The sequence below is a fragment of the Tessaracoccus sp. ZS01 genome, from assembly GCF_022342445.1.
Lineage (GTDB): Bacteria > Actinomycetota > Actinomycetes > Propionibacteriales > Propionibacteriaceae > Arachnia.
Window position 1 is genome coordinate 1 of sequence record NZ_PQFE01000019.1, and the last position, 24,094, is coordinate 24,094.

The 24,094-nt window shown below is 68.1% G+C and carries 30 protein-coding genes and 1 pseudogene; 19 read left to right on the forward strand and 12 right to left on the reverse strand.

Annotation, left to right across the window (positions count from 1 at the left end; all coding sequences use genetic code 11):
- Window positions 1-333: 333 nt before the first annotated feature.
- The 8 genes and pseudogenes from C3E87_RS14995 to C3E87_RS12890 all read left to right on the forward strand — a co-directional run.
- Window positions 334-477, forward strand: a pseudogene (locus C3E87_RS14995) (toxin-antitoxin system, toxin protein, HicA family); the annotation flags it as partial.
- The gene (locus tag C3E87_RS12860; RefSeq protein WP_076063651.1) at window positions 477-824 is read left to right on the forward strand and encodes a type II toxin-antitoxin system HicB family antitoxin; all 348 of its coding nucleotides are present in this window, start codon (window positions 477-479) and stop codon (window positions 822-824) included. The pseudogene C3E87_RS14995 and the gene C3E87_RS12860, both read left to right, overlap by 1 nt.
- 182 nt (window positions 825-1,006) lie before the next feature.
- Window positions 1,007-1,249, forward strand: a complete 243-nt coding sequence (locus tag C3E87_RS12865) for a type II toxin-antitoxin system Phd/YefM family antitoxin (RefSeq protein WP_076063562.1) — start codon at window positions 1,007-1,009, stop codon at window positions 1,247-1,249.
- On the forward strand, window positions 1,246-1,497 hold the full coding sequence (locus C3E87_RS12870; protein ID WP_076063565.1) for a Txe/YoeB family addiction module toxin: 252 nt from the start codon (window positions 1,246-1,248) through the stop codon (window positions 1,495-1,497). Before C3E87_RS12865 ends, C3E87_RS12870 begins: the two co-directional genes overlap by 4 nt.
- A 99-nt stretch (window positions 1,498-1,596) precedes the next feature.
- Window positions 1,597-2,517 (forward strand): tyrosine-type recombinase/integrase, encoded by a 921-nt coding sequence (locus C3E87_RS12875; RefSeq protein WP_076063567.1) that lies wholly within the window; start codon window positions 1,597-1,599, stop codon window positions 2,515-2,517.
- Window positions 2,518-2,575: 58 nt separating this feature from the next.
- A complete protein-coding gene (locus C3E87_RS12880) occupies window positions 2,576-2,899 on the forward strand; it encodes a hypothetical protein (protein WP_083665654.1) in 324 nt (107 codons plus the stop codon).
- Window positions 2,883-3,128 carry a CopG family transcriptional regulator gene (locus C3E87_RS12885; RefSeq protein WP_143571043.1) on the forward strand — a complete coding sequence of 82 codons (246 nt, stop codon included), beginning with the start codon at window positions 2,883-2,885 and terminating at the stop codon, window positions 3,126-3,128. Before C3E87_RS12880 ends, C3E87_RS12885 begins: the two co-directional genes overlap by 17 nt.
- Before the next feature lie 341 nt (window positions 3,129-3,469).
- Window positions 3,470-3,730 (forward strand): hypothetical protein, encoded by a 261-nt coding sequence (locus C3E87_RS12890; RefSeq protein ID WP_076063569.1) that lies wholly within the window; start codon window positions 3,470-3,472, stop codon window positions 3,728-3,730.
- Window positions 3,731-3,790: 60 nt separating this feature from the next.
- Here the strand turns inward: C3E87_RS12890 and C3E87_RS12895 are convergent, their stop codons facing one another.
- The 4 genes from C3E87_RS12895 to C3E87_RS12910 all read right to left on the reverse strand — a co-directional run bounded on the left by C3E87_RS12895 (window position 3,791) and on the right by C3E87_RS12910 (window position 9,216).
- Window positions 3,791-4,816, reverse strand: a complete 1,026-nt coding sequence (locus tag C3E87_RS12895) for a beta-propeller fold lactonase family protein (protein WP_076063571.1) — start codon at window positions 4,814-4,816, stop codon at window positions 3,791-3,793.
- A gap of 48 nt (window positions 4,817-4,864) precedes the next feature.
- On the reverse strand, window positions 4,865-6,724 hold the full coding sequence (locus C3E87_RS12900; RefSeq protein WP_143571044.1) for a N,N-dimethylformamidase beta subunit family domain-containing protein: 1,860 nt from the start codon (window positions 6,722-6,724) through the stop codon (window positions 4,865-4,867).
- Window positions 6,725-6,807: 83 nt separating this feature from the next.
- Window positions 6,808-7,884, reverse strand: a complete 1,077-nt coding sequence (locus C3E87_RS12905; protein WP_143571045.1) for a M23 family metallopeptidase — start codon at window positions 7,882-7,884, stop codon at window positions 6,808-6,810.
- A gap of 117 nt (window positions 7,885-8,001) precedes the next feature.
- Window positions 8,002-9,216, reverse strand: coding sequence for a YibE/F family protein (locus C3E87_RS12910; protein ID WP_076063577.1), 1,215 nt, complete (start codon window positions 9,214-9,216; stop codon window positions 8,002-8,004).
- 37 nt (window positions 9,217-9,253) lie between these two features.
- On the opposite strand from C3E87_RS12910, the gene C3E87_RS12915 reads away from it, so the two are divergent.
- Both C3E87_RS12915 and C3E87_RS12920 read left to right on the forward strand, forming a co-directional pair.
- Window positions 9,254-9,445, forward strand: a complete 192-nt coding sequence (locus C3E87_RS12915; RefSeq protein ID WP_076063579.1) for a DUF6767 domain-containing protein — start codon at window positions 9,254-9,256, stop codon at window positions 9,443-9,445.
- Window positions 9,446-9,466: 21 nt separating this feature from the next.
- A complete protein-coding gene (locus tag C3E87_RS12920) occupies window positions 9,467-10,294 on the forward strand; it encodes a rhomboid family intramembrane serine protease (RefSeq protein ID WP_076063581.1) in 828 nt (275 codons plus the stop codon).
- 9 nt (window positions 10,295-10,303) lie between these two features.
- Here the strand turns inward: C3E87_RS12920 and C3E87_RS12925 are convergent, their stop codons facing one another.
- From C3E87_RS12925 to C3E87_RS12940, 4 genes are all read right to left on the reverse strand, one after another.
- Window positions 10,304-11,665, reverse strand: a complete 1,362-nt coding sequence (locus C3E87_RS12925; protein WP_076063584.1) for a TIGR01777 family oxidoreductase — start codon at window positions 11,663-11,665, stop codon at window positions 10,304-10,306.
- Window positions 11,666-11,702: 37 nt separating this feature from the next.
- Complete coding sequence (locus tag C3E87_RS12930) at window positions 11,703-12,266, reverse strand: NifU family protein (protein ID WP_076063585.1); 564 nt, start codon at window positions 12,264-12,266, stop codon at window positions 11,703-11,705.
- Window positions 12,263-14,137 carry a ferrous iron transporter B gene (locus C3E87_RS12935; protein ID WP_233120811.1) on the reverse strand — a complete coding sequence of 625 codons (1,875 nt, stop codon included), beginning with the start codon at window positions 14,135-14,137 and terminating at the stop codon, window positions 12,263-12,265. The genes C3E87_RS12930 and C3E87_RS12935 overlap by 4 nt, the downstream gene beginning before the upstream one ends.
- A 71-nt stretch (window positions 14,138-14,208) precedes the next feature.
- Window positions 14,209-14,499 carry a FeoA family protein gene (locus C3E87_RS12940; protein WP_083665666.1) on the reverse strand — a complete coding sequence of 97 codons (291 nt, stop codon included), beginning with the start codon at window positions 14,497-14,499 and terminating at the stop codon, window positions 14,209-14,211.
- Between the two features lie 112 nt (window positions 14,500-14,611).
- Here C3E87_RS12940 and C3E87_RS12945 point away from each other — a divergent pair, with 112 nt between their 5' ends.
- The 4 genes from C3E87_RS12945 to C3E87_RS12960 all read left to right on the forward strand — a co-directional run bounded on the left by C3E87_RS12945 (window position 14,612) and on the right by C3E87_RS12960 (window position 17,278).
- Window positions 14,612-15,352 carry a Sir2 family NAD-dependent protein deacetylase gene (locus C3E87_RS12945; protein ID WP_076063590.1) on the forward strand — a complete coding sequence of 247 codons (741 nt, stop codon included), beginning with the start codon at window positions 14,612-14,614 and terminating at the stop codon, window positions 15,350-15,352.
- A 53-nt stretch (window positions 15,353-15,405) separates the two neighbouring features.
- Window positions 15,406-15,747 (forward strand): MGMT family protein, encoded by a 342-nt coding sequence (locus C3E87_RS12950; protein ID WP_076063592.1) that lies wholly within the window; start codon window positions 15,406-15,408, stop codon window positions 15,745-15,747.
- 50 nt (window positions 15,748-15,797) lie between these two features.
- The gene (locus C3E87_RS12955; protein WP_076063595.1) at window positions 15,798-15,995 is read left to right on the forward strand and encodes a hypothetical protein; all 198 of its coding nucleotides are present in this window, start codon (window positions 15,798-15,800) and stop codon (window positions 15,993-15,995) included.
- An 83-nt stretch (window positions 15,996-16,078) separates the two neighbouring features.
- On the forward strand, window positions 16,079-17,278 hold the full coding sequence (locus tag C3E87_RS12960; RefSeq protein WP_158069088.1) for an ROK family transcriptional regulator: 1,200 nt from the start codon (window positions 16,079-16,081) through the stop codon (window positions 17,276-17,278).
- Here C3E87_RS12960 and C3E87_RS12965 read toward each other — a convergent pair.
- Complete coding sequence (locus tag C3E87_RS12965) at window positions 17,275-17,658, reverse strand: thiol-disulfide oxidoreductase DCC family protein (RefSeq protein ID WP_158069089.1); 384 nt, start codon at window positions 17,656-17,658, stop codon at window positions 17,275-17,277. The genes C3E87_RS12960 and C3E87_RS12965 overlap by 4 nt on opposite strands.
- Window positions 17,659-17,782: 124 nt before the next feature.
- Complete coding sequence (gene lgt, locus C3E87_RS12970; RefSeq protein WP_233120812.1) at window positions 17,783-18,745, reverse strand: prolipoprotein diacylglyceryl transferase; 963 nt, start codon at window positions 18,743-18,745, stop codon at window positions 17,783-17,785.
- Between the two features lie 155 nt (window positions 18,746-18,900).
- Here lgt and C3E87_RS12975 point away from each other — a divergent pair, with 155 nt between their 5' ends.
- Window positions 18,901-19,212 (forward strand): hypothetical protein, encoded by a 312-nt coding sequence (locus tag C3E87_RS12975; RefSeq protein WP_076063597.1) that lies wholly within the window; start codon window positions 18,901-18,903, stop codon window positions 19,210-19,212.
- 7 nt (window positions 19,213-19,219) lie between these two features.
- Here C3E87_RS12975 and C3E87_RS12980 read toward each other — a convergent pair whose 3' ends face one another.
- The gene (locus C3E87_RS12980; RefSeq protein WP_083665659.1) at window positions 19,220-20,134 is read right to left on the reverse strand and encodes a MurR/RpiR family transcriptional regulator; all 915 of its coding nucleotides are present in this window, start codon (window positions 20,132-20,134) and stop codon (window positions 19,220-19,222) included.
- 261 nt (window positions 20,135-20,395) lie between these two features.
- On the opposite strand from C3E87_RS12980, the gene C3E87_RS12985 reads away from it, so the two are divergent.
- The gene (locus tag C3E87_RS12985; RefSeq protein ID WP_076063601.1) at window positions 20,396-21,067 is read left to right on the forward strand and encodes a metal-dependent transcriptional regulator; all 672 of its coding nucleotides are present in this window, start codon (window positions 20,396-20,398) and stop codon (window positions 21,065-21,067) included.
- 1 nt (window position 21,068) lies between these two features.
- On the opposite strand, the gene C3E87_RS12990 is transcribed toward C3E87_RS12985, so the two are convergent.
- Window positions 21,069-22,325, reverse strand: a complete 1,257-nt coding sequence (locus C3E87_RS12990) for an Nramp family divalent metal transporter (protein ID WP_076063604.1) — start codon at window positions 22,323-22,325, stop codon at window positions 21,069-21,071.
- A gap of 57 nt (window positions 22,326-22,382) precedes the next feature.
- Between C3E87_RS12990 and C3E87_RS15000 the strand changes: the two genes are divergently transcribed.
- The 3 genes from C3E87_RS15000 (at window position 22,383) to C3E87_RS13000 (ending at window position 24,024) form a co-directional block, all read left to right on the forward strand.
- The gene (locus C3E87_RS15000) at window positions 22,383-22,520 is read left to right on the forward strand and encodes an excalibur calcium-binding domain-containing protein (protein ID WP_083665660.1); all 138 of its coding nucleotides are present in this window, start codon (window positions 22,383-22,385) and stop codon (window positions 22,518-22,520) included.
- A 73-nt stretch (window positions 22,521-22,593) separates the two neighbouring features.
- Window positions 22,594-23,373, forward strand: a complete 780-nt coding sequence (locus C3E87_RS12995; protein WP_076063606.1) for a GNAT family N-acetyltransferase — start codon at window positions 22,594-22,596, stop codon at window positions 23,371-23,373.
- A 24-nt stretch (window positions 23,374-23,397) separates the two neighbouring features.
- Window positions 23,398-24,024: a GNAT family N-acetyltransferase gene (locus C3E87_RS13000; RefSeq protein WP_076063608.1), complete on the forward strand. Its 627-nt coding sequence runs from the start codon at window positions 23,398-23,400 to the stop codon at window positions 24,022-24,024.
- Window positions 24,025-24,094: the final 70 nt, after the last annotated feature.

Here is a 24,094-nt window from a genome sequence, read left to right on the forward strand (position 1 = left end):
CGCATGGGCGACAAGCTGCTAGACGCAATCGTGATCAACACCGGGCCAAACGCCTACCGGCGTCCCGACGGCATCGCTGTGCTCCCCCTCGGACTCCTCGCGCCGTGACTGGCCGACATCCGACTCTCTGCCGCACGCCGGACGTGTCTGGGCATCTCGTACATAGCGCGGGCTGAAAGGTGCCGTCTGACCGCGCAGTGCTTGACCGTGGTACTGCCCGCGGTACCATAGAGGTGTGGCGACCGTGGAAAAGCTCGTAGCAGCAATGCGAAAGAATCCACAGAACTGCGCTATGACGACCTCCATAAGGTCTGTGAACACTACTTCGGTCCGCCCCGTAGAACCGGTGGATCACGCGGTGTTCAAACCCCCTGGCCTGGCGACCCGCGAGTAAACATCCAGAACAGCAACGGTCAGGGCAAGTCGTATCAGGTGCGACAGGTGATGGCTGCTATCGACAAGAAGGAGGCAAAGTGATGTCTCAGACCCCAACTGTGGACGCGTCCCTTTACACCTACCGCGTGACGTGGTCGGTCGAAGATCACGAGTTCGTCGCCAGTTGTGCGGAGTTCCCCTCGCTGTCATGGCTCGCTGACTCTCAATTGGCCGCCCTGCAGGGCTTGGTTGATCTGGTTGCCGAGACCGTGTCCGATCTCGCAGCGGAGGGTGAAGTCATCCCCGAACCTCTGGCGAAGCGGAACTACTCGGGCAAGTTCAATCTCCGGGTCGGGGAGGGTCTGCACCGTAGGCTCGCGATCCAAGCGGCTGAGGAGCACCTCAGCCTCAACCAGTATCTCGTCCGGCGTCTCTCTGAGGCGAGCTGAGCCACCTCCGCGACATCCGCAACTGCCGCTCCTGGTGTGGTCTGGAGGGTGAAGATCGACGCCATCGGCTTGAAGGTGGCACTGCCCGCGACCGACCACGTCACTCGGTCGAGCTTCCCCGCTTCTGGCCATCCTTGGTTGAGCGTACGTCATGACGTACGCTTGGGGCGGAGGTGGTTTCCATGACTGCTGTGAGCGCAACGTCTGCCCGAGCGAATCTGTACCGGTTGATCGATCAGGTCAACGAGGAGTCCGAGCCGTTGACCATCACCGGGCAGCGTGGCAATGCTGTGCTTGTCGGTGAGGAGGACTGGCTGGCCATTCAGGAGACGCTGTTCCTGGAGTCGGTGCCTGGGTTGGCTGAGTCGATCCGTCGTGCCCGCGCGGAGGGTGTCGATGCGGGCTCGACTGAGCTGGACTGGTGAGTCCCTGGACTCTGGTGTATTCGCGCCAGGCCCAGAAGGACGCCAAGAAGCTGGCCTCCTCGGGGCTGAAGACGAAGGCGCAGCACCTGCTGGAGGTCCTGGCTCAGGATCCGTTCACCACTCCACCTAAGTACGAGAAGTTGGTCGGCGACCTCGTGGGCTGCTACTCGAGACGCATCAATATCCAGCACCGACTTGTCTATGAGGTGCTCCCTGAGCGACACGTCGTCCATATCCTGAGGATGTAGACGCACTACGAGTAGAACTTCACCGACGGACGCTCATGCCGCAGCCAGTTCGAAGATGATGCCTCTGGCGTTGTGGTCGGGGTGAGCGCAGCATCATGTATGACCAGTCTTGAGCCCATCTTGTTCCCTGTCCTCCTCGATGCTGCGACCGATCCTCTGGTGAGGGCAGTCGCCGCCTACCTCGCCCGCTACCGTGGGCAGAGCCGCGTCCACACCGAGTCTGACCTGCGTAGCTTCCTGGTGTGGTGCCGAGAACGGGGTGTCGACCCCCTGCAGGCGAGCCGCGCCCAGGCCGAGTTGTACGTGCGCTGGATGCAAGAAGTCCGTCACTTCCAGCCCTCGACCGTGAGCCGTCGTGTCTCTGTGATGGCGGGCTTCTACCGCACCTGCGTCATTGACCAAGTGATCGCTGCCTCACCGGCGGACTATGTGCGGCGCCCGAACGTGTCGGCTGAGTCCCCGACCCTGGGCTTGTCCCATCTCCAGTTCGAAGCCTTGTTGACCGCGGCGAGGTCGTCTGCGAATGTCAACGACTTCGCGCTGGTCACGATGCTGGGGTTGCTGGGGTTGCGGATCTTCGAAGCATGCGGCGCCAACATCGAGGACCTGGGAGAGGAGCATGGCCATCGCGTGCTGAAGGTCCACGGTAAAGGCGGCAAAGTCGTCCTGACACCCTTGCCGCCTTCGGTCCAGCGCGCGATCGAGCGAGCCGTGGCAGGCCGGGCTGAGGGCCCGGTTCTGCGCAATCTTCGGGGGGTGAGGATGGAACGGCACGCGGCCACCCGCCGGCTGAAGCGCCTCGCCGACACTGCTGGTGTCCGCCTGCCGTGGATGCATCCACACATGATGCGGCACACGTTCGTCACCACGATGCTGGAAGCCGGCGTGGACCTGCGTGACGTCCAGATCGCTGCCCGACACGCCGATCCGAGGACGACGATGCGCTACGACCGGGCACGTAAGAACCTCGACCGGCACCCTAACTACATCCTCGCCGCCTACATGGCCTCCGGCACCTGACATGCTACGAACCCGGTTTCGTACTACATTGTCCGACGCGGAAGGTATACTGGGTGACGTGGGAGAGGAACTCAACTGGGACGACGAGTCCGTGGCGTACATCCGGAGTCGCGGCGACCGTTACCCCGGCGGGGGTGGCGTCGAACCGAGCTGGGCGCATGAGGTGATGGATGATCCGGACCTCGCGGCGTTCGAGCCGGACCCGAAGTCACGGATGGGTGCTTCTCGCTTCATCGGCTTCTCCACGGCTGCTGGCAGAGTGCTGGTCGTCATCGCGTTCCGAGACGCTGATGGGGATCTGCACGGGATCAATGCGTGGCCGGCAACGGGTGCCGATCTGAGGTTCTATCGAGAGGGGACTAGACATGGCAAAGACAATTGACCCTGCGCTGGCGGCTCGCCTGCGAGATGAGTCCGAGAGAACCCTCGAGGGCGACTATCCAGAGGGTGCGCGACCGTCCCGCCCGAACCGGACGAAGGTGTACTCGATCCGGCTCAGCGAAGACGAGCAGGCCCGGGTGCAGCAGGCCGCCGACGCCCAGCACCTCCCACCGTCGACCCTGGTGCGTTCCTGGATCCTCGACCGACTCAACCAGGACAAGACCGCCTGAAGCCATCCGGATCTGCCGCGCCTTATGCCTTAGCGAGCGGTCGTGGCTTCGCGCTGGCCCTTCAGCCCAGCCTAGGTCTTTCGTTCCATGCGGCGGTGGCAACCGTTACCCCGCACGACCTGGCCACCGCCTTCGACTTCCACATCAACCTCGCTGAGCGTGGATCCATGAAGGCGTCAGCTCACCACTAGACCCTCGCGCTACGTCCAGGCCCCCTTCCGCTGTATCCGCGGAAGGGGGCCTCATCGGTCCCATCCTCACGAGCCTTGTCCCGGCGCTCGCCGGACGTCCGGTTCTGCCGCGTCTGGCGCATCACATCGCAGTGATGGATGATGTCGCGCATGAGTATCGAAGCATGGTGGCCGAAGCTTCGTCAGCAGTCCCGTGACTATTTGATGGAAAACAACGGTGACCAGGTCCCGACCGACCTTGTCGAAGAAATCACTGAGGCAGGCGGCATCGTCAGCACCGACGCATGGTGGGTAGGCCAGAGCGGTCCAGCCGGGCTATACCTGTCGGACGAGGCGAACGACTGGATCGACGAGGTCGCCAACGGCGAGACCCCTGAACCTCGCGCGGAGGACGGCGCTCCAACATCCTGACATGATGGAAACACAGCCGTGTGATTTATCCCCGGGTGTGGGTAACCCTGTGGACAACCGTCACAGGAAGCGGACCCAGTTGGGGCCCTCGCCCGTCTCGCTCTGGCTCTGCAGCACCAGGTGGCCGTCGTCGTAGATCCGATACAGCGAGGCGTGCCCGCTGCGCTCCCCCACCACGACGACATGCTCACCCTCAGGCGACACCGTCAGCCCGCGCGGCTGCGTCTCCGTATCGGTGATCACGGCCGGGCCGCGTAGCGTGCCGTCCGCTTCGACGGCGATCGCGCCCACCGTCGACTCCGTGCGCTCAGTGCACAGCAGCCACCGGCCCCCGGCGGCCAGCGCCAGGTCCGCGCCCCACACCAGGTGACCCGCCATGGGGTCCACCCCGAACGACGACGTGTGCAGCCCCCGCGTCACGTCGAAGGCCGGGACCTCCTCGCGACGGGTCAGCCGGCCGGATTCGCCGCGTTCGAAGTGGATGGCCTCACCGGTGAACTCGGTCAGGAGGTACGCGTGGTTGCTGTCCGGCGAGAAGATGAGGTGCCGCGGCCCCGTCCCGGGCGTGGCGTGGATGAACGGTTCAGACAGTTCGGAGAGCCCGCCGTCGACGGTGGTGGCGAACTGGGCGATGCGGTCGTCGCCCAGCGACACGAAGTAGGCATTGTGGCCGCTCGGGTCGAAGAGTGCTGCGTGCATGTTCCGGCTCTCCAGGCGTGCCGACTGATCGCCCACCACGCCGTCGACAATGCGGTACGACGCGCCCCAGCCGCCGTGGTAGGAGGCGGCCAGCAGCATGTGGCCCTTCGGCGACACGTCCAGGTAGGCCAACGGATCCTCCACCGGGCGGCGCGCCACCTCCTGATGCCGGCCGTTCTCCCGATCGATGCGCAGCGTCAGGATCGCAGGCGCCGGCTCCGAAGTGGCGACGTACAGCAGGCCTCGGGCATGGTCGACGGCGAACGTACTGCACCCCGCGCCGACGGCGACGTCGCTCACCCGGATCAGTTGCTCGTCGCTGATCCGCAGGGTGGTGAGTGTGCCGCCCTTGGAGTTTCCGACCAGGACCATCGCGTCATTGCTCATGGCGCAAGCTTAGGCACAGGGCCGGGCACCCGGGAGGTGTTGGCCACGTCACGTGGGCGTGAACGACACCTTCGAGTTGAACGTCCACTGATTGCGCCAGGCGTAGCTGCCCGTCCCGTCGGGGCCCACCGAGTAGGCGACCACCGAGGCCACCAGGTAGCTGCGGCAGCCGCCCCGGCCCGTGGCGGCCGTGTCGCATTCGGTGCGCCACCGCCGGCCGTTGCTCGTCCATTCGCCAGTTGCGGCCAGGGGGTTCCCGGCCCAGACCGAACGCGGCGTGGGCTTGTAGGTGAGGTTGTTGAACAGCCAGCCGGTGCTCTGCACGAACCGGCCGCCAGCCTGGCTGACCACCGTGCCCCAGATCTCCGTGCGGCAGCGCTCGGTCACCGAGTACGGCTCGCACGAGGTGCGCCAGCGCCGCCCGTTGACCAGGTGCTCGCCGGGCGTCACGTAGAGCAGTTGCGGGTTCTTCACGAAATCGGGAGCCGGCTCGACGCTCGGATGGCGCAGCCCGAGCGGCCCCTTCGCCGCTTCCGTCACCAGGTTGCGCACGAGGCCGCGCGCGAACGCCTGCGACGTCGCCGGTGCCGATTCCATCCACGGCGACACCGCCCACGCGAACGCGAACGACCCGAGGTTCACCACCCCGGCCCCGGACGGCGCCGAGTAGTAGGTGATGTCGGAGAACGCGTTGTCGTCGTTGGTGCACCGCAACGGGCTGTGGGCCACCACGACGGTGGACTCAGGCGACTGCTTCGCCAACCGGTCGATCTCATGACCGACGAGCCCGGGGTACTGGGCGCCCGCGGTCGCGCCGAGGCCCGCGAACCCCCAGAAGGTTGGATCGGTCACCACCAGGGGCGCCGTCTCCCGGAACTGCGACGCGCAGGCGTACTGCGAACCCAGCAGTGAAGCCTCGGGATCCGCCCAGGGGCTCCGGCGCCACAGGTCCGTGGTCGTCGGGCCCTGCACCGGGTCGAGGCTCGCGTCCTTGTAGCTGGTCACGATCGTTCCGTCGGCGTTCCAGCGGATGCGCCAGTACGCGGTGTTGGCGCCGAGGAAGAGCAGGTTCGTGCCCGAGTCGCGCAACGCCTCGGCGGCGCGCCGCATCTCCAGGCTCCAATACTCGTCGTGGCCGAGGAACACCATGGCCGGCGAACCGGCGTACTGCGCCGGGCCCTGCTGCAGGGCGAAATTGGTGGTGTAGGACAGCGGCACACCCAGCGACTCGAGCTGCTGGATGAACCCCACCTCGTACTCCTGCACCTTGAGCGTGCGGTTCCCCTCGAACGCCTGGGGCCGCATGAACGAGACGCGGTGCGCCCGGTACTCGAAGGCCGAGCGCCCGTCCTGGTAGCCCTGGTACAGGTTGAAGTTGCCCATCGGGTTGTACGCCTGGTGGGTCGCCGTCGCCGACATCACCGTCACCGTGCCGCGGTGCGACCGCGAGCGCAGGATCACCGGCACCGTCTTCGACCTCCCCGACGCGTGGCGCAGGTTGACGTAGTACATGCCCGGCAGCCAGCCGGTGGTGTCGAGGGTGTGCGTGACCTTCCACCCGGAGCAGTCCACCATGTTGCCGTCTTCGAGCGTGCACGGCTGCTGCGCGACGCCGGGCTGGGCCGTCAGTTGCGCCACCCTGAGCCCGCCGCGGCCGCTGTAGTCGCCGATGCGGTACACGTCAACGGCCACGGCCTGGGACGGGCTGTGCACCCTCAGCTCCATGGGCTGGCCGGGGAGGAGGCTCTCGGCGCCGACGAAACCCCTGAGTTCCGCGTCGGTCGCCTGCTGGGTCAGGGGGACCCGCCAGTTGTGGAGGCCCTCGTCGGCCGTCGCCACGGTGGGCGTGAGACCGCTCCACACCAGGGCGATGGCGAGGAGCAGTGCTGAAGAACGCCGGAGGGCCACATCCACACGATAGGAGAATCCCTGCCCCCCGGTGCGGACGGGGCAGGGATTCCGGGAAGAGTGTGACGCGACCGGGCCGGGGGTCAGTCGCTGAAGCGCACCAGGTTGTTGAAGACCTCGGCGCCGCCGGCGGACGACCTCACGTAGGTGCGGCAGGCGCCGCGACCCGTCGCGGCGGTGTCGCACTCGGTGCGCCACTGCCGGCCCTGCGCGTCGCTCCAGCTGCCGGGCGTGCCCAGGTCATTGCCTACCCAGAGTTCCCGCTTCGCGGGCTTGTACGTGAGGTTGTTGAACACCCAACCCTCCGTGTGCAGTTCGTAGCCCGCCACGTTCTCGACGATGGAGGCCCAGATCTCGGTGCGACACCGCTCTGTCTGCGAATACGGCTCGCAGGTGGTGCGCCACGCGCGACCGCCCACGGTGTGCTGACCCTCGGTCACGTAGAGCGCGACGGCGTCGATGGTGTCCGCCGCGGCGATCACCGGCCGCTGGACGTCACGCGATGCGGCGACCTGCGAGGCGCGGTGCAGCGCGGAGGCGGGCAGCAGCGTGTTGCTCAGGGCGGGCACGGCGTAGCAGGAACGGCGCGCGTCGGCGACGACGGCACCGTCGGAGTTGCGCGTCCAGTAGCCGCAGTAGGCGCCGCCGCTGCCGTGGATGGCGTAGCCACCCAGCTGCAGGCCGTCGATGGGCATCTCTTGGCCGGCCTTCATCAGGGTGAAGTGCACATGGCGGAAGGTGCCGCGCCCACAGGTCTCGGAGCCCGGCATGCCGGTCATACCCAGCTTGGTGCCGGCCGCCACCTGCTGACCGGCCGCGAGGCCGGCCGGGATGGCGCGTAGGTGGTAGTACTTCGTCTGCCAGCCGCCCTCGTGGGTGATGATGACCTCGCAGTTGGCCTTGACGGTGGTGATCACGCCATCGGCGGCGGCGACCACGTCGACCGACGCATTGCCGGCAGCGCCGAGATCCACGGAACTACGCACGCCGGAGGCGAAGGTGTGGGTGCCGCCACCCTGGACGGTGAGGCCCCAACCCACGGGCAGCAGCATGGGGAAATCCGGAAGGGTGGCTGCGGCCTCAGCCCTCGGAGCGGTGGCGACGCTGAACACGCCAGCCAGGAGCGCCACTACCAGGGCTCCGACAAAAGACTTTCGCACGCAGATATCCTTCAGCAAATTCTCAGGGTTTCTCAGGATGAGGAGACCACCCACGCGGTGATCCCTGAGAACTGTACGATTTTCCTGAGAGTTTCCCAAATCCTTCCTGAGAATTGCTCAGCTTTCTGCTATAGGTTTGCCTGCGGCCGGGACCTCCCCCTTCGCCGGGCCGACGGTGAGGGCGGCGATACCGGTGGTCAGGGGCACGCTCAACACCAGGCCGATGGCCGAGCCGAGGGTGCGGACGGCCTCCCCGGCGAACATCTCGACGCCGAGCAGGTCCAGCGGCGCCCGGGAGGTGAAGTACAGGAGGAGCAGCACGGTCAGGGCGGCGCCGGCGTAGGCGAAGACGATGGTGTAGATGGTGGAGGCGATGTGGTCGCGGCCGATCCGCATCCCCGCCGCGAACACGCGGGTCCGCGACCACTGCGGCGCTGCGCCGCGCAGCTCCCAGACGGCCGAGGCCTGGGTGATCGTCACGTCGTTGAGCACGCCGAGCCCGCCCACGATGATGCCCACCATCAGCAGGTCCTGGAAGTTGATGGCGGGCGCGAGTTGGGCGAGGTCGTACTCGTTCTCGTCGGAGAAGCCGGACAGCCGGGCCGCCACGACGGCCACCGCGCCCAACCCAGTGGTGACCGCGAGCCCGAGAAGCGTCCCGGCCAGCGCGGCCGAGGTGCGCACCGAGACCCCGTGCGCCACGTAGAGCACGATGAACATGATCACCGTCGACCCGGCCAGCGCCACGGCCATGCCGGATTTGCCCACGATGACGGCCGGAAGCATGAACCCCAGCAGCACGTAGGCGGCGATGCCCAGCGCCACCAGCGCCATCAGCCCCCGCCACCGGGCGACGGCGACCACCGCAGCCACGAACAGCGCCAGCATGATCCCGATCACCGGGAGCCGGTTCACACCGCTGAACGCGTAGTGGAAGCCGTCCTCGGTGGGGATGCGGGCGACCTCGATGGAGTCGCCCGCCCTCAAGCCTGCGTGCACCTGGGGCCCGGACAGTTCGACGGCGACCTCCGCCCCCTCGTCGGCCCCGCTGTCGACGACGACCCGGGCGGTCAGGCAGGCGGGCCCCTCGACGGGGCCGACATCGGCCGATTCGCACCCCTCGGCGACCTCCGTGATGGTGGCGTCCTCATACGTGACGCCGGGCACCTCGTCGACGATGGTGAGGGCGCCGTCGAGCTCGGCGCCGCTGGGCCACAGCCAGATCATGCCCGCCACGGCGAGGATGCCCACGACGGCGAGGAAGCCGACGAGGAGAGCCCGGGCGCGCTGACCCACTTCTACTGGTGCGTGTTCGCCGTGCGAGTGACCCATGCGGGCCAACGTACACGGCGGACGTACACTCGAAAACGTGTCGACGAACGCGGAAACCAGGCGGAAGCGGCGCCCGGACGCGAAGTGCCCGCTGCGCCCCGGGGATCCGTGCACCCTCTGCCAGATCAACGTGACCGGACCGCACGACTGCGGCCTCGTCTATCTCATCATGGACGACCCGGAATCACGCGAGGCCTGGGCTGAGAGCCGCCGGAAACAGCACCAGTAGGCGCACGGGTACGCTCGTCCCATGGAAATGGCCGCGCCCGTCTGCTATCGGCACCCGAACGAACCCACCCGCATCTCGTGCCAGCGCTGCGGCCGCCCCATCTGCCCCCAGTGCATGGTGCCGGGCTCAGTGGGCTTCCAGTGCCCCGAATGCGTGCAGCAGGGGATGCAGCAGACACGGCAACACGCCCTCCCGTACGGGGGCAAGCGGACCTCCAACCCCAAGACGACCTCGATGGTCCTGGTCGGCATCAACGCCGCCATCTGGATCCTGCTGCTGCTGACAGGCGGCTACGACGGTGAGCCGATGGGCTACGTGGCCCTCACCCCCGCCATCGCCGCGTACTACGGCGAATGGTGGCAACTGCTCACCTCAGGTTTCGCGCACGTGGAGTTGTGGCACTTCGGCTTCAACATGCTGGTGCTGTACCTGCTGGGCCCCAACGTCGAGCAGATCGTGGGGCGCTGGAAGTTCCTGGCCATCTACCTCATCTCCTTGCTCGGCGGTTCTGCCAGCGTGATGCTGTTCTCCAACCCGCTGGGCTCCACGCTGGGCGCGTCGGGCGCGATCTACGGGCTTCTCGGCGCCGTGCTGCTGCTCGCCATCAAGCACAAGGGCGACGTGCGCGGCATCCTCACGTGGATCGGCATCAACGTGGCGGTGTCGTTCCTGTGGGCCAACGTGTCATGGCAGGGGCACCTGGGCGGCCTGGTGGGCGGCGTGGTGGCCACCGCCGTCGTCCTGTTTCTGCCCAAGTCGGCGCGGAAGTGGCAGTGGCCGCTGCTCGCCGCGTTGGCGGTCGCCTTCGTGGCCGTCAGCCTCTTCCGGGGGCTCCAACTCGCCGGGTAGCCCCGCCTGTCACCGCCAGAGCGTGTGCTTCAGCGCCTCCTCGACGGTGGGCTCAGAGAACCGGAAACCCGCGGCCTGGAGCTTGGCCGAGGAGACCCGCTGGTCCGTGTTGATCAGCTGGTCGTAGCCCTCGGACCCCAGGAGGACCTTGGGCCCCACCGACGGCACCGGCAGCCAGGACCGTTTCCCGATCACCCGGGCGAGCGTCTCGGCGAACTCCCCGTTGGTGACGGGAGCCGGCCCCACCATGTTGACCGCTCCCTGCACCGACGGCGCCACCACGGCGTACGCGTAGGCGCGGGCCACGTCGTCGATCCCGATCCAGCTGTTCATGCCCCCCTTCGGCGACACCGGCCCGCCCAGCCCCAGGAAGAACAGCGGCAACTGCGGCAACAGGGCCCCTCCGCCCTGGCTCAGCGCGATACCGGTGCGCATGAAGGCGGTGCGGGCGCCCGCGTCCGACGCGGCGCGGGCGGCCCCCTCCCATTGACGCACGACGTCGGCGAGGAACCCGTCGCCGGGCGCCGACTCCTCCGTGAGAAGTTCGCCCGGGCGTCGCGCGCCGTAGATGCCGATGCCCGACGCCTGGATCAGCGCGGTAGAAGGATGCTGGGCGACGGCATCGGCCAGCGTGTGCGTCGCGTCGAGGCGCGACTGCAGGATCTTGTGCTTGTTGTTCGCCGTGAACCGGCCACCGATGGAGTGCCCGGCGAGGTTGATCACCGCGTCGACGCCGTCAAGGACGCCGGGGGGCAGGTGTCGCCCGGCGGGGTCCCACTGGATGGCGGTGCCGGGCGCGTAGCCCCGGTCCGGCGAGCGGACCAGCCGTCCGACGTGCTGCCCGGCGTTGGCGAGGAGCGCGACGAGTTGCGTGCCGATGAGGCCCGAGGCACCCGCGACGAGGATCCGGCGGCTCTGCCCGGCGAGGAGCCGGTGGAGCATGAGGTCGCCCTTCATCTGGCGCGCCCTGAACCGGAAGTCGCGGTCGTGTTCCACGTCGGTGTCGAACTTCAGTTGCGGGGCGTCGAACGTGATGCGGTCGAACATCCTGGTGCCGCCGTCTGGCAGGTCGCTGAGGAACGACTCGTGGCGCCAACTGTTGAAGATGGCGCTGTCCACCATGTCGACGACCTGCACGTCGTCGCTCAGCGCCATGTAGCGGTAGGTGGCCTTGGGCTTCGGATAGGGCCGGTAGGGCAGGTGGACGCTCACGGTGAACTGGTTGCCCACGCGGTAGTCGTCCGGGTTGCCCTCGAGGACGGTCAGGCCGCCCCCGGGGAGGAAGCGCACCAGCCCACCGGGGGCGTACAGCATCCGGCGGACGAGGTCGCGCGGGTGCGCGACGTCGGTGACGTGCTCGTAGACCTTCATACGGGCCATCCTGTCAGGCACGCGGGAGTTTCAGGGGCTATCGGCCCCGACCGGGCACCGGGAGGCCGAGCCACCCGCTGCCGTGATGGGGCCCGCCGCTTCGCTTCACCGCCGTGAGGAGCGGGTAGCGTTCCCGCACCGATGCCTCCACCCGGTCATGCAGCGTCGACGCGGCCGCGGGGCAGTCCTCGCAGGCGCCGCCGAAGTTGAGTTCCAGCGTCGTGGCCGTCGCATCGGCGACTGTGATGTGGCCGCCGTGACTAGACACGTAGCCGGCCAGCTCACCCTCCAGCACCTCGCGCGCCAGCATTCCCAGCAGTTCCCCGGAGCCCTCGGTGACCTCCCAGCCCTCGAGGTCGACGGCGGCCGCCACCGCGTCGCGGATCCGCGGGCCGTGCTCGGTCCAGGTGCGGTCCTCGGCCAACCACGTCCAGACCCCGCGTCGTTCCACCATCACCTTGGTCAGGACGTCGTACTCCAGCAGCGGGCCGAGGGTGCCGGGCGCGTGCAGGACCTGTCCGACGGGGAGGTCGGCGTCGGTGACCCAGCGCACAGCACGCGGTTCCCCCGGGATCGACTGGGGATGGATGGCGCGCGTCATGTGAGTACTCCCACGATCTGATGGGCCAGGAAGGCCATGAGCCAGGCGGTGAGGCCCAGGTAGCCGAAGGCGATGAGCGGCCACCGCCAGGTGCCGGTCTCGCGACGCATCACGGCCAGCGTGGACATGCACTGCAGCGCGTAGACGAAGAACACCAGCAGCGCGGCGATGGTGGGAGGGGTGAAGACCTCCTCGCCCTCGCGCGGCCCGTCCTGGTGCCGCATTTCCGCCAACGCTCTGGCCGGGTTCTCGGGATCCGAGGCGGACGCCACCTGGCCGAGCGTCGCGACGAAGACCTCGCGCGCGGCCAGCGACGAGATCACGCCCACGTTCACGCGCCAGTCGAAGCCCAGCGGCTCGAACACCGGCTGCACCGCGCGGCCGAGCCCGGCGGCCACCGAATGATCCAGCGTGTAGGCGGTCACGGCCACCTCGTCGGCGGGGTCCACCCCTGCCGCCACCAGGTCGTCAGCCGAGCGCATCGGCAGGCTCAACAGCGCCCAGAGGACCACCGTCGTGACCAGGATGATCGACGTGACCTTCCGCAGGAACGCCTTGCAGGCATCCCACACCGAGATCAGCACCGTCTTGAGCTTCGGCAGCCGGTAGGACGGCATCTCCATGTAGAACGGCAGCCCCACGCCAGAGCGCCCGACGACCCGCTTCCAGAACCATGCCGACGTCATGGCCGACGCGGCCCCCAGCACGTAGAGGCCGAACATGATGGCGCCCTGTGCCCGCACCGGGCCCCAGCCCAGCTCGGGCGGCACGAGCATCCCGATCAGCAGCACATAGACGGGCAGCCGGGCGGAGCAGGTCATCAGCGGAGCGGCCATCATGGTGGCCAGCCGGTCCTTGGCCGACGGCAGCGTGCGCGTGGCCATGATGCCCGGGATGGCGCAGGCCAGCGACGAGAGGAGCGCGACGAACGCGCGGCCCTCCAGGCCCGCCGTGGACATCACGCGGTCCATCAGGTAGGCGGCGCGCGACAGGTAGCCGGAACCCTCGAGCAACGAGATGAGGATGAAGAGCAGAGCGATCTGCGGCAGGAACACCAGCACGCCGCCCACACCGGCCAGCAGCGCGTCGGCGGTGAAGGAGGCCAACCAGCCCACCGGGATGGCGCCGCGCGCCCAGTCGCCGAGCCACGCGAACGCCGCCTCGATCCAGCCCTGCAGGGGGGCGGCCACCACGAAGATGGTCTGGAAGAACACGAACATGGTGAGGAAGAAGATGAGGCTGCCCCAGAGGGGGTGCAGCAGCACGCGGTCGAACCTGGCGGTGCGCGAATCCGGATCCGGCGCGGCGAAGTGCGCCGCGGTGAGGACGGACTGCGTCCAGCCGACGACGGCCTCGGGTTCCGTGGGAGGCACCAGCATCGGCGCGGGCCACTGGGGGGGCGCGGCGAGGATCTGGCGGAGAGCCTCAACCCCGCGTCGCTCACCAGCCACCACGGGCAGCACCGTGAGCCCGAGGGCCCGGGACAGGGCCTCGGGGTCGACCTTGCCGCCGCGGCGCAGCAACTCGTCGACGAACGTGAGCACGATCGTGGTGGGCAGGCCGGCCTGCTGCACCTGGGCGACGAAACCGAGCCCCCGCCTCAGGTTCGTCGCGTCGACGACGACGAGCAGCCCGGCCAGCGTGCCCGCCTCCTCCAGGACGGCGGCGACGATCTCCTCGTCAGGGCTGATGGGATCGAGCGAGTAGGTGCCGGGGAGGTCTTCGACGACGACCGGACCGTCGGTGGTCTCGATCAGCCCTTCGTACCTCGCGACGGTGACGCCGGGGTAGTTGCCCGTCTTGGCGCGCAGGCCCGTGAGACCGTTGAAGAGCGTGGTCTTGCCGGCGTTGGGGCTCCCGACCAGCGCCACCCGCGGGAGCACCTCCCCGGTCGCCGAAGGCTGCGGCGTGGCCGAAGGGCCTCCGTGATGGTGGGCGTGGCTCACGCCGCGACCAGGATGCGGCTCGCCTGCGCCCTACGCAACACGATCTCCACCCCGCCCACCCGGAACATCAGCGGGCCGCCCAGCGGCGCCTGGCGCAGCCGCACGACACTCTCACCCGGCGTAAAGCCCAGGTCGAACAGGCGGCGCACCACCACGTCGTCGTCATCGAAGCCGACGACGGTGCGCACCTCGCCCAGCGGTATGGAGTCGAGGGTGCACGTCGACTTGGCGGCGAACGCCCGCGCTGTGGTGCATCGCCGAGCGGCGAACAGTTCCACGAGACTCATGCGCATTAAGTTAGCACCGCCTTACCTAATTGCCCGGTGGGGGGTCGGCTAGCGGCCTGGCGCCCACAGCGGAAGCGACACCGCCCCACAGGCTGTCGTGCAGACTGGGGACATGGCCGTGTCACGTCTCTCCGATGCCAACCGCATCGTCATCCTCTCCGGCGCAGGGCTGTCCACCGCCGCCGGCATCCCGGACTTCCGCGGCCCCGAGGGCCTCTGGACCCGGGACCCCTACGCCGAACTGGTGTCCACCCTCTCCTGGTACCTCAGCGACGAGGACGTCCGGAAGGCCGCGTGGCGCCGCCGCGCCATGCCCGAGGCTTGGAACGCCCGGCCCACGAAGGCGCACCACGCCATCGTCGACCTGGAGAAGCAGGGGCGCTTGCGGGCGATCATCACGCAGAACACCGACGGCCTCCACCAGCTGGCCGGCTCCAGCCCCGAACTGGTGCACGAGGTCCACGGCAGCATGCGCACCTGGCGCTGCGAGATGTGCGGGAAGACCGGCCCGATGGAGGAGATGGTCGCCCGCGTCAACGCCGGCGACCCGGATCCACGCTGCCCGGAGTGCGGCGGCATCACCCGCGCCACCGTCATCCTCTTCGAGGAGGTCCTGGAGCCCGACGTCATGGAGGCTTCGCTGCAGGCGGTCGAAGACTGCGACGCGATCGTCGCCGTGGGCACGTCGCTCGGCGTCTACCCCGTGGCTGGGCTGTTCCCCACCGCCATCTCCCACGGCGCGTACGGCGTGATCGTCAACGCCTCCGAGACCCCCATGGACGACCTCGCACACCAGGTCGTCCGGGGCCGGCTCGACGACGTCCTGCCCGATCTGCTGACCACCGAGCCCTGAACCCCGACGCGTATTAGGGTTGCTCAATCACTCTGACCCGAAGGGGGCCCGAGATGGCGCAGCAGGCGGAGGTCACCGTCGAACTGGTTCTGCGAGCCGTCGAACAGGTGCCGAGGGGGTCCGTCGTGTCGTACGGCGACATCGCGGAACTCGTCGGCACCTCCGCCCGCAGGGTCGGCACCATCATGGCCACCCGCGGCGGCGAGGTGAGCTGGTGGCGGGTCACCAACCGCGACGGCGAACTCCCCGTCCACCTGATGCCTCTGGCGCGCAAACAGTGGGCCCGTGAGGGGATCAGCAGCGAGCCCCACCGCTGCCGCATCGACCGGCACCGGGCAGACCTGATGCAGTTGGCCTGCGCCTACGCAGACGCGGCGGCCGAACTCATCGTCTGATCCCCTCACCGTCCCGTCCGGGCGCGGAGCGCGCGTGGGATGATGGGCGCATGCTGATTCCGCTGGACGTCCAGCTCCTTGAGACCGAGGGAGCGGTGCCTCTCTGGCCGCTCATCCTGCTGGGCGCGGCGGCGGTTCTGGTGATCTTCTTCATCATCGTGGAGCTCGCGCGCATCCTGCGACGCCGGCCCCCCGTCGATGATCCACGGCAGGATGCCGACGATGCGTCGCCCGAAGATCGCTCATAGCTCACCCCCGCGTGCGGCCTTTCACCGAGTTGTCGGGGAGAATGGACGAAGGTCTGATCAGTACCGGCCTGCCAGGAGGGGCGATGTTCAACTCTGAGACACCAGTCACCGCGGGGATGACGCAGGCATCCGTCCGCACGGGCAACCTCGCGCTCGTGCTGGGCGAAGTGCTGGCGAACAGCGGAGCCGTCTCCCGCGCCGACATCGCCGGCCGGTTGGGGATGACGCGCTCCACGGTGTCCAGGCTGGTTGACGACCTCATCATCGGCGAACTCGTCAAGGAGGGCGAGGCCGTCGGTGGAGCACGGGGTCGCCCGGCCGTCCCTTTGATGATCCGCCCCGGCACTGTCTTCGCCCTCGGCCTGGAGGTCAACGTCGAGCGCATGGTCGCCACCCTCGTGGACCTGACCGGTGAGGTGCGCGCTGAGCGCTACATCGACATCGACGTGGAATCGTTCAGCGTCGAGGAAGGCATGGCCCGGCTCTCCGACATCGCCAGGGAGACCCTCAAGGACGTGCCGGAAGGCGCCCGGGTCTCCGGTGCGCTCCTGGCCATCCCGGGCCTCGTCGACAGGGAGGGCCAACGCGTGCTGCGCGCCCCCAACCTGGCGTGGGAAGGTGTCGAGCCCGCTCTCCACTGGGACGTGGAGCTCGCGGGCACCAGGCTGGGGCTCACCGTGCGCAACGACGTGGACTGCTCGGCGCTCACCGTGCTGCGGGAGAACCCGGGGTCGTCGTTCCTCTACGTCACCGGAGAAGTGGGCATCGGCGCGTCCATCTCGCTCGATGGTCAATTGATGAGCGGCCGGCACGGCTGGGCCAGCGAGCTCGGCCACATCTGCGTGGATCCCGACGGCGCACTCTGCGGCTGCGGCGCCCGCGGGTGCCTCGAGACGGTGGCCGGCGCCCATGCTGTGTCCAGCCTGGCCGGGCAGCCGGACATCGACGGCGTGGTGGCCGCGCTGGAGGCCGGTGACGCCAAGGCGCAGGCGGCCATCGACACGCTCGCGTCGGCCTTGGGCATCGCCATCGGCGCGGCCCTGAACCTGCTCGACCTCAGCACCGTGCGGTTGGGCGGACATCTCGCCAGCGTCAGCGAGTGGCTCCGCGAGCCGCTCCAGCGTGAGCTCACCACGCGCGTGCTGTGGGCACCGCACTCGGGCATCGAGCTGGAACTGGTGGACCACACGCCCCGTCGCGCCGCGATGGGCGCGGGTCTGGCCGCACTCGGCCCGGTGGTCAGCGGCCCCGCGGCCTGGGTGGACCCGCTCCTGGAGCGCTAATCCAGCCGGCACGCAGCCGTGCCGCCGGGCAACCGGTAGCGGTTGCGCGCCACGATCGCGTACACCTTCTGCGCCAGCCAGCGGACACCTGGGAGGCGCAGTGCGCGCCCCACCAGCGGCCAGGGAAACCTCGACTCGCGAAACACGACGGCGACCGCGTCGCTGCCCACGTGCGCGCTGCCGTCGGTATCCACGACGTGAAGACTCTCCGCACACTTATCCACAGTGAGGTTGTGGACAGCCAGGTCCACGCGCTGAAAAGCGGTCACAGTGACCTGCGCGCGGAACCACGGCGTCTGCGTTGCGAGGGCCGATGTGGTACAGAAGCCGCAGTCCTCGTCGTACAGGACCAGTGGCTGCGTCGGCCGAGGGTTGTCCACGGAGTTATCCCCAGGCTGTGTTGACTCGTTCCGGTGCTCATCCATGCTTGTCCTGCCCTGTTTGAGTACGAGCTCGGGAGGGTATCCACTGTACGTGGCGAGGGGTCTGTGGATAAGCCCCGCGTCAGTTGTCCCGAGGGCTGCCCTCGGGGTCCTCGCGCACGTCACTGAGCGTGTCGTCGGCCTTCCTCGCGCCTTCGGACGCCTCATCGGGCGCCTCCTCGCCGGCGGAGTTGTCCCCCGGGTTGTCCACAGGCTCTTCACGGTCGTCGATGGCGCGATTGTGCGCCCACAGCCACAGGCCCACGCCGATGAGGATCATCGGCAGGGAGAGCCACTGGCCCATGCTCAGACCGAGCCCGAGGAGGCCCAGCTGCGCATCCGGCTCGCGCCAGAACTCGGCGATGAAGCGGAAGAGGCCATAACCGGCGAGGAAGGCGGCCGTGACTTGGCCGCGGAAGCGCGGCCTGCGGGCGTAGAACCACAGCAGGATGAAGAGGAGGACGCCTTCGAGGAGCATCTGGTAGAGCATCGACGGGTGCCTGGGCACGTCTCCGCCCGTGGGGAAGATCATGGCCCAGGGCAGCGATTCGGGTGCCGGCCGGCCCCAGAGTTCACCGTTGATGAAGTTGCCGAAACGCCCCGCCGCGAGGCCGATGGGCACCGACGGCGCGAGGAAGTCGCCCACCTGGAGGAAGGGTCGCTTCTTGCGCCACGCGTACCAGGCCAACCCCAGGACGACGCCGATCGCGCCGCCGTGGAAGCTCATGCCGCCGTCCCAGACCCGGATGATCTCCAGCGGGTTCTGCAGGTGGTAGCCATTGGTGTAGAAGAGGGAGTAGCCCAGCCGGCCGCCCACGATGACACCGATGATCGACGCGAGGAGGATGTCCTCGATGTCGGCCGACGACCACGGCTGGGGCTTCGTGATGGAGCGGTAGGGCTCGTGCGCCAGACGACGCCGCATCAACCCGTACGCCATGCCGAACGCCAGCAGATACATGATCGCGTACCAATGGATCTTGAGGCCGAAGACGTTGAGGGCCACGGGATCGAAATCCGGGAACGTCAGCACGAGTGGGTTCACGCCCCAAGCTTCCCATACCGGCCAAGATCAGTCCGCCTAGTGGGATCGGCCCCGAGGCCGGGATGGCGTGCCCACACGGGGCGGTCCGCGCACCGGGGGAACCTCCGCCCCCGTGCGCGCGAGAAATGTCGGAGGCGAGCGGCAGAGTAGTTCACATGAACGAATTGATCACCGATACCGGCATCTCAGACCTGCTGCTGATCTTCTCCGTCACATCGCATCTCATCGCGATGCGTCCTGAGCTGGACGGCCAGATCGCCGTCGACGATGACCGGCCACGGTTGTCGTTCCTGACGCCCAGGGGCGCCGTCGTCGTCGCGAAGAGCGAATGCACCCGCGGCGGTACGTGGACCGTCAGCGGCCCTGGCATCGGCGTGAAGTCTCCCCGCCCGTCACCGGCGGAGTTGTCCGCGGCAGCCCTCGTGTCCTACGAACGCGCCAGGAGCGGCGCACCGCGAGCGGCCTGATCGGGGCTCAGAGGGCGCCGACGGCCTTGAAGGTGCTGTCGAGCGCGGAGCGCACGGGCTGAGCCTGACGCATCGCGATGCCACCCAGCAGGAAGTCGATGACACTCAGCTGAGCGATCCGGCTGGCCATCGCACCCAGGCGGAAGGCCGGCTCCTTGGATCGGTACGTGAGCACGGTGTCGGCGAGCAGACCCAACGGAGACTGGTCGTCGCTGGTGATCGCAACCACCTTCACGCCCCGAGAAGAAGCCATCCGGAGCGGCTCCACCACGTCTGCGGTGTGGCCGGTGTGCGAGATGCCCACCACGACGTCGCCGCGGCCACGCAATGCCAGGGCGGTCACCGCCGCGTGCCTGTCTGGCTGCACCCAGGCGTTGTAGCCGAATCGCTGCAGCTTGTGCACCAGGTCAGCCCCGATCAGCCCGCTCCCGGCGATACCCACGACGTCGATCTTCTCGGCGCTGGAAAGAGTGCGGACGGCCGCCTTGAGCGCGTTGAGGTCCAGCGCGGAGAGCGTCTCTTCGATTGAGTTGGCGTGGGCGTGGGCCACCTTCGAAGCAATATCGGACAAGGAATCGTCCTCGCCGACGATGCCTGCGGTCATGGGCCGGCCGGTGCGGCCGGCCTCAGCGCCGGCAGCCATCGCCAGACCGACACGGAGCTGGGGGTAACCGGCCAGGCCCACGCGCTTGGAGAAGCGGACGACGGTGGGTGCGGACACACCACAGCGTTCGGCGAGGGCGGAGATCGACTCCCGCGCCACAGCGGCCGGATTCGTCAGCACCGCCTCAGCGACACGTCGTTCGGCGGGGCGCAGATTGGGCAACATTGTCTCAATCCGTGCCACCAGCCCAGAAGGGGAGTTCACGTCGGGGGAAGGCATGGCGCAATAGTAACCCTCAAGGGCATATGTCAAGTACATACCGAGCTGGGCGCGCCTGACAGGATTTACCGCCCGCCCACCACATTTCAACGCTCTGCAACGGCCCCCGCGGCCCCTGGGAGGCCTCCGTTCAGGCCAATTACCTAGTCATCACCACCTGCAAGGCTGGCACCCGGATAAGAAACTTCTTGTGACGACTCGCGGGCCCGCTGAGAAAGATGAGCCTCCTTACTTAGACGCTCCTGGTATGCCAAACTGAAGTTCGTCAGGGCGAAGATACAAGTTTGTTAACATCGCAGCATGTCCGTGTCGACTCTCTCGACGAGCAATCAGAACTACCTCAAGGCCATCTGGAGCCTGGGCGAATGGTCTGATGACCCCGTCACCACGTCTGCCGTAGCGGCTCGCGTCGGCGTGCGGATGTCCACGGCCTCCGACGCGGTGCGTCGGCTCGGCGAACTCGGGCTGGTCGAGCACACTCCCTACGGGTCGATGTCGCTGACCGACGAGGGTCGCATGCATGCCGTGGCCATGGTCAGGCGACACCGCCTCATAGAGACGTTCCTCGTCGAAGTGCTCGACTACCGGTGGGACCAGGTGCACGAGGAGGCAGATCACCTCGAGCACGCGGTCTCGGATTTCATGGTGCAGCGCATCGCGGAGCACCTCGGCCACCCGGACCGTGACCCGCACGGAGACCCCATCCCCAACGCCGACGGCAGCATCCTCCAACTGGACGCCGTGACCCTCACCGACCTCGGCACCGGTCGCCCCGCCCGGGTGGAGCGGATCTCCGACGACGACCCCGCCCTGCTGCAGTTCTTCGCCGAGCACGGCATTGGGGTGGGCTCCGTGTTGGAAGCCAAGCCGGGCCTCCCGTATTCGGGCGGCATCGAGATCATCGTCGACAGCGCCGAAGAGACGCTGACTCTCGGCCGGGCCGCGACGGATTCCGTCTGGGTCAAGCCATAGGTCAACCGACCAGCCCGATCTGCATCGCCAGCAGGGCCACGTTGAGCGCGACGATGGCCCCAGCCACCAACCAGCCCGCAGCCGTCAGGGCCTGCGTATTGCGGTAGGCGCCCATGAGTTCCCTGCGCGAGGTGAGCCACACCAGCGGCACCACGGCGAAGGGGATCCCGAAGGACAGCACCACCTGGCTCAGCACCAGCGCCGCCGTGGGATCGACACCTGCCGCCAGCACCAGAACCGCCGGGATCATGGTCAGTAGCCGACGGGTGAGGAGGCTGAGCCTGGTGCGGAACAGGCCGCCGAGGATGTCGCTTCCGGCGTACGAGCCCACCGCCGTCGAGGCCAACCCTGAGGCCAGGAGCGCGATGGCGAACATGAAACCGGCAGTGGCCCCCAGCGCGTTCTGGATAGCGAGGTGCGCGCCTTCCAAGCTGTCGGTGCCGGGGACGCCCGGCAGCACGGTCGCGGCCACCAGGAGCATCACCAGATTGACCGAACCGGCGATGCTCAGCGCGATGGTGACGTCGAGGCGGGTGGCGCGGATCAGGCGGCGTGCGGGGATCTCAGTGTGGGCGAACCGGTCACGCGCCAGCGACGAGTGCGCGTAGATCGCGTGCGGCATGACGGTGGCGCCCATGATGCTGGCGGCCAGCAGGACCGACTGCGTGCCGTCGAACCTCGGCAACAGCCCGCCGGCGACATCCGCAGGCTCGGGAGGCGCGATCACCAACCCGTAGCAGAAGCCGATCACGATGATGGCCATCAGAGAGATGATGCTGAACTCGAAGGCCTTCGCCCCGCGTTCCGACTGGACGAGGAGGAGCACCGTCGAGACCGCTCCGGTGATGATGGCCCCGGCCACCAGTGAGATGTCGAAGAGGATCCAGAGCGCCACTGCCCCACCGATGATCTCCGCGATGTCGGTGGCCACGGCGACGAACTGCGCCTGGGCGCCGTAGAGGAGCCTGCCGCTGCGGGTGCCCATCCGCTCGCCGAGGAGTTCGGCCATGCTGCGGCCTGTCGCGAGCCCGAGTTTCGCCGACATGTACTGCACCAGCCACGCCGCGACGTTGGCCACCACCAGGACCCACACGAGCAGGTACCCGAATTGGGCGCCGGCCGACATGTTGACGGCGACGTTGCCGGGGTCGAGGTAGGCCACTCCCGCGACGAGCGCCGGGCCGAGCAGCCACGCGCCCTTGGGCGGCCTCGCCGGCGCGACGGTGGCGCCCACCTTCTCATCAACCTCAGCACTCATGCGTTCTCCCGAATGAATAAGTTCGCCTACCCGAAGTTTAGGGCATGGATGCGCTGAATGTGGGGGTCGGCCGCGCGCTCGGCCGAACGGTCCGGCGACGTGGCGCCGCGGAGGGCCGCCGTACCCGGATATCGCACGGCAATGGACCGTGACGGCGACGGGGTAGCCTGCGAGAGGCGACTGCTAAACCCGTAGTCACCCTGCGAAACCCTAGCCTCGACACGCGTCGATTTGCACCCCTGCCGAGGGACGGCCCTACTCTTCTCTCATGGTCGCGCTGCCGCCCTCTCCAGAGCCATTGACCGGGCGGTTCGTCCGGCTTGAGCCGTTCACAGAATCCGACGCCGACGAGCTGGCCACCCTCCTGCTCGACCCGGCCCTCTACACCAACGGATACATCATGTATCCCACCCCGTCGACCCACGATGAAGCGGTCGAGCGGGTCTGGACGTGGTGGGCCAACCGCACCCGCTCGGGCAGCGCAGACCGCCTCAGCTACGCCGTCCGGCTGACCGGCGACGGCGGGCTGGGCACGCCGGGAACCCTCGTGGGCACCACCTCCCTGGGTCCGTTCGACACCGGCAACCAGGCGACCTTCCTCGGCTTCACCATCTACGGCCGCCGCTGGTGGGGTGCTCCGGTGAACCCCGAGGGCAAGTACCTCTTGCTGCGCCAGGCGTTCGAGGTCCTCGGCTACAGCCGCGTCCAGATCCAAACCGACGTGCGCAACGTCCGTAGCCAGGCCGCGATCGAGAAGCTGGGGGCCGTGCGTGAGGGCGTGCTGCGTCGGCACAAGGTGCGCGCCGATGGCAGCTCCAGGGATTCGGTCTTCTACTCGATCATCACCGAGGACTGGCCGCACGTGAAGGCAGGCCTTGAGGCCCGCCTCGGCGGCTGGACCCCCGTCCTCGACGCCCACGGCACCAGCGACCTCCCGGCCCTCCCGGCCGCAGCGAAAACCGACGAAGTGCGCAATGCGCTGGTCAACCTCACCGCCCAGCTCACCGTGCTCCAGCAGGCCCATGAGTCATTGGGGCTCCAATCCTGATGGCGTCCGGTGTAGCGTTTTTCCATGGTCGCGACACCCCCTGAGCCCAAAACGTTGAGCGGCCGGCTCGTCCGCTTGGAGCCGTTCCGCGCCTCAGACGCAGACGAGTTGGCCGAACTCGTGCTTGATCCGCGCCTGCACGAGCATGGTTTCGTCATGTACCCGCCGCCCAGGAGCTACGCCGAGGCCCTCCGGCGGGTCTGGTCCGCATGGGCCGCGACACCCGCCGCACATGCGTCCCGCGTGACATGGGTGGTGCGCCTCACGGTCGACGGCGACCTCGGCCCGGCGGGAACGCTCGTCGGCGCCTCGTCACTGGGAGAGGCCGAGCCGGAGAATGAGGCGGTGCATCTCGGCTGGACGGTCTACGGCCGCCGCTGGTGGGGCTCCCTGGTCAACGCGGAGACGAAGTACCTGCTCCTCAGGGAGGCGTTCGAGAACCTGGGGTTCGGCCGGGTGCGGCTCCAGACCGACGCCCTCAACCTCCGCAGCCAGGCGGCCATCGAGAAGCTGGGCGCGACGAAGGAGGGAGTGCTGAGGCGACACAAGGTGCGCGCCGACGGCACCTTCCGCGACACCGTCGTCTATTCCATCCTCCGCGACGAGTGGCCGGCGGTGAAGGCCGGGTTGGAGAAGCGACTGAGCGCCTAGCTCGCGGCCCAGATCGGGGTCAAGGGATGACAGGGCTAGAGTCGCAGTCAGCACGATCGCTGAAGGGAAT

What these genes read in the sequence shown, in the direction of transcription:
- C3E87_RS12860 (WP_076063651.1), top strand. Translation starts at nt 477, where the DNA reads ATGTCTCAGACCCCAACTGTGGACGCGTCCCTTTACACCTACCGCGTG.
- C3E87_RS12865 (WP_076063562.1), top strand. Translation starts at nt 1,007, where the DNA reads ATGACTGCTGTGAGCGCAACGTCTGCCCGAGCGAATCTGTACCGGTTG.
- C3E87_RS12875 (WP_076063567.1), top strand. Translation starts at nt 1,597, where the DNA reads ATGACCAGTCTTGAGCCCATCTTGTTCCCTGTCCTCCTCGATGCTGCG.
- C3E87_RS12885 (WP_143571043.1), top strand. Translation starts at nt 2,883, where the DNA reads ATGGCAAAGACAATTGACCCTGCGCTGGCGGCTCGCCTGCGAGATGAG.
- C3E87_RS12890 (WP_076063569.1), top strand. Translation starts at nt 3,470, where the DNA reads ATGAGTATCGAAGCATGGTGGCCGAAGCTTCGTCAGCAGTCCCGTGAC.
- C3E87_RS12895 (WP_076063571.1), bottom strand. Translation starts at nt 4,816, where the DNA reads ATGAGCAATGACGCGATGGTCCTGGTCGGAAACTCCAAGGGCGGCACA.
- C3E87_RS12910 (WP_076063577.1), bottom strand. Translation starts at nt 9,216, where the DNA reads ATGGGTCACTCGCACGGCGAACACGCACCAGTAGAAGTGGGTCAGCGC.
- C3E87_RS12920 (WP_076063581.1), top strand. Translation starts at nt 9,467, where the DNA reads ATGGAAATGGCCGCGCCCGTCTGCTATCGGCACCCGAACGAACCCACC.
- C3E87_RS12925 (WP_076063584.1), bottom strand. Translation starts at nt 11,665, where the DNA reads ATGAAGGTCTACGAGCACGTCACCGACGTCGCGCACCCGCGCGACCTC.
- C3E87_RS12930 (WP_076063585.1), bottom strand. Translation starts at nt 12,266, where the DNA reads ATGACGCGCGCCATCCATCCCCAGTCGATCCCGGGGGAACCGCGTGCT.
- C3E87_RS12940 (WP_083665666.1), bottom strand. Translation starts at nt 14,499, where the DNA reads ATGAGTCTCGTGGAACTGTTCGCCGCTCGGCGATGCACCACAGCGCGG.
- C3E87_RS12945 (WP_076063590.1), top strand. Translation starts at nt 14,612, where the DNA reads ATGGCCGTGTCACGTCTCTCCGATGCCAACCGCATCGTCATCCTCTCC.
- C3E87_RS12950 (WP_076063592.1), top strand. Translation starts at nt 15,406, where the DNA reads ATGGCGCAGCAGGCGGAGGTCACCGTCGAACTGGTTCTGCGAGCCGTC.
- C3E87_RS12955 (WP_076063595.1), top strand. Translation starts at nt 15,798, where the DNA reads ATGCTGATTCCGCTGGACGTCCAGCTCCTTGAGACCGAGGGAGCGGTG.
- C3E87_RS12960 (WP_158069088.1), top strand. Translation starts at nt 16,079, where the DNA reads ATGTTCAACTCTGAGACACCAGTCACCGCGGGGATGACGCAGGCATCC.
- C3E87_RS12975 (WP_076063597.1), top strand. Translation starts at nt 18,901, where the DNA reads ATGAACGAATTGATCACCGATACCGGCATCTCAGACCTGCTGCTGATC.
- C3E87_RS12980 (WP_083665659.1), bottom strand. Translation starts at nt 20,134, where the DNA reads ATGTACTTGACATATGCCCTTGAGGGTTACTATTGCGCCATGCCTTCC.
- C3E87_RS12985 (WP_076063601.1), top strand. Translation starts at nt 20,396, where the DNA reads ATGTCCGTGTCGACTCTCTCGACGAGCAATCAGAACTACCTCAAGGCC.
- C3E87_RS12990 (WP_076063604.1), bottom strand. Translation starts at nt 22,325, where the DNA reads ATGAGTGCTGAGGTTGATGAGAAGGTGGGCGCCACCGTCGCGCCGGCG.
- C3E87_RS15000 (WP_083665660.1), top strand. Translation starts at nt 22,383, where the DNA reads ATGTGGGGGTCGGCCGCGCGCTCGGCCGAACGGTCCGGCGACGTGGCG.
- C3E87_RS12995 (WP_076063606.1), top strand. Translation starts at nt 22,594, where the DNA reads ATGGTCGCGCTGCCGCCCTCTCCAGAGCCATTGACCGGGCGGTTCGTC.
- C3E87_RS13000 (WP_076063608.1), top strand. Translation starts at nt 23,398, where the DNA reads ATGGTCGCGACACCCCCTGAGCCCAAAACGTTGAGCGGCCGGCTCGTC.